Below are 1,771 nucleotides of genomic sequence, written 5' to 3' on the forward strand. Positions count from 1 at the left end.
TTTAAATCACCTCAAGCATTGTATTACTTCTATTTTAAAATAAAAAAGACTGCAGACAAGCACGATTTTCATCGAGTTTGTCGACAGTCTGAGAGACACTTTAAAGTGTCTCCAGAGATTTTGAAAATTGCTTATTAATGACTGGATGTTTTTGCAGCCTATATACTAATAGGGATGCGAGAGCGGCTTTTAAAACATCGCCTGGAATATAGACGGTGCTTAATTTTATAGCCTCTAAGACTGGAATATTCATCATAAATGCCTGGACTGGGATTCCGAAAACATAGATTAGAAAGATTCCGACAGTCAGATTAACAAACAATACACTCTTTAATTTTAACGTACGGAAACGAGAAAGCAAATACCCTACGCAAAATGCTGTAAGCGGATAGGCAATCAAATAGCCGGCACTCGGACCAAAGAAGACGCCAATTCCCCCGCGTCCTCCCGATAATAATGGAGCCCCAACCGCTACAAGAAGAAGGAAAACAGCCATGCTGATACCGCCGAGCCTGGCGCCCAGAATTCCTCCTGCCAGCAGCACACCTAGCGTTTGCAGTGTAATCGGAACAGGTGTAAAGGATAGCATGATAGGGGGAACCAGTCCCAGTGCGCCCATCACTGCTGCAAATAAAGCCACGTATGTAATCTCTTTAACTTTCATAATAGCTCTCCATTCTGAATGATAGTTAACTAATTTTATTTTATGGTTAACAATAGTGATTGTCAACTTTAGATTTTAATAGTTTACAATTTAAAGGGATGGAGATTCATGCTACAATAGAGGAAAATGAACACTTAATTAAAGGCAGGGGTATGATGGATTACTTTTTAAAAGCAAACCAATTCAGTTCTTTTCAAAGTCTAAAAAACCTATTTGAGACCAGCATTACGGTTAACAGCATCGCGGAATCCATTCAGTTTTGCAGCGGAGATGATGATGCGTTATCGATACGAGAGGAAATGGCAAGAAGCCATTTTGATCTGCTTGGTGTTAAAAAAGATGGAGAGATTGCCGGCTATATTGAACGGGACTCTTTGTCATCCGGGTTTGTGAAAGACTATATGAAAGACTTCACCGCAAAGGACTTGATTTCGGACTCAACGCCTCTCATTCATCTGCTATACATATTTAAGGCTAGTAAGCGGGTTTTCATTCTTGAAAAAGCGAAGGTAACAAAACTCGTAACATTCTCGGATTTGCAGAAAGCACCCGTAAGAATGATTATTTTTGGCTATATTACACTCCTTGAAATGAAGCTTGGCGAAATCATCAATATTCATTTTCCAGACCAGAGCTGGAAAAAACGATTGAGCCCGGGAAGGCTTCAAAAAGCCGAGGAGATTTACAGGGTAAAGGTAGAGAAAAATGAAGATTTAAACCTGGTAGAATGCCTGCAAATCAGTGATAAGCTCGACTTGGTTTTTGTAGAGGACGAAAAATTAAGGATCATCTTTTCGGTTCCTTCCAAGTCGGCTGGCCGGACCATGGCGAAAGAAATCCGCAGTTTGCGTGATGAATTGGCCCATGCGAATGAACTTGGCAATGGCTTATCATGGGAAGAAATGATCGGAGTTTTGGAGAGAATTGAAAATGTTTTGGATATTAGCGAAACCGTTTTTAATAATGTTTAAGGGGAAGGCAGGCAGCGGAGATTTCAATAGAAAATGGACTGGATGGTAGTGTCAAAAGATTTATGAAAACTACCTAAAGGGTTAGTTTCTCTCCTATTTACTGGATGGAGATGCGCCGCAATCGCTCTTGACAAAC

At 40.5% G+C, this 1,771-nt stretch carries 2 protein-coding genes; one reads left to right on the forward strand and one right to left on the reverse strand.

All coding sequences use genetic code 11. The annotated features are described in order from the left end of the window. Window positions 1-100 precede the first annotated feature (100 nt). On the reverse strand, window positions 101-664 hold the full coding sequence (locus tag L634_RS0128545) for a biotin transporter BioY (protein WP_026585311.1): 564 nt from the start codon (window positions 662-664) through the stop codon (window positions 101-103). A gap of 152 nt (window positions 665-816) precedes the next feature. On the opposite strand from L634_RS0128545, the gene L634_RS0128550 reads away from it, so the two are divergent. After that, complete coding sequence (locus tag L634_RS0128550) at window positions 817-1,635, forward strand: hypothetical protein (protein WP_026585312.1); 819 nt, start codon at window positions 817-819, stop codon at window positions 1,633-1,635. The last annotated feature ends 136 nt before the right edge of the window (window positions 1,636-1,771 follow it).

It is taken from the genome of Bacillus sp. J33, assembly GCF_000518885.1.
In the GTDB taxonomy this organism is placed as follows: Bacteria; Bacillota; Bacilli; order Bacillales; family Cytobacillaceae; genus Cytobacillus.

Bases quoted from the DNA above. Each gene is read 5' to 3' on its own strand.
- L634_RS0128550 (WP_026585312.1), top strand. From the start codon at position 817: ATGATGGATTACTTTTTAAAAGCAAACCAATTCAGTTCTTTTCAAAGT.
- L634_RS0128545 (WP_026585311.1), bottom strand. From the start codon at position 664: ATGAAAGTTAAAGAGATTACATACGTGGCTTTATTTGCAGCAGTGATG.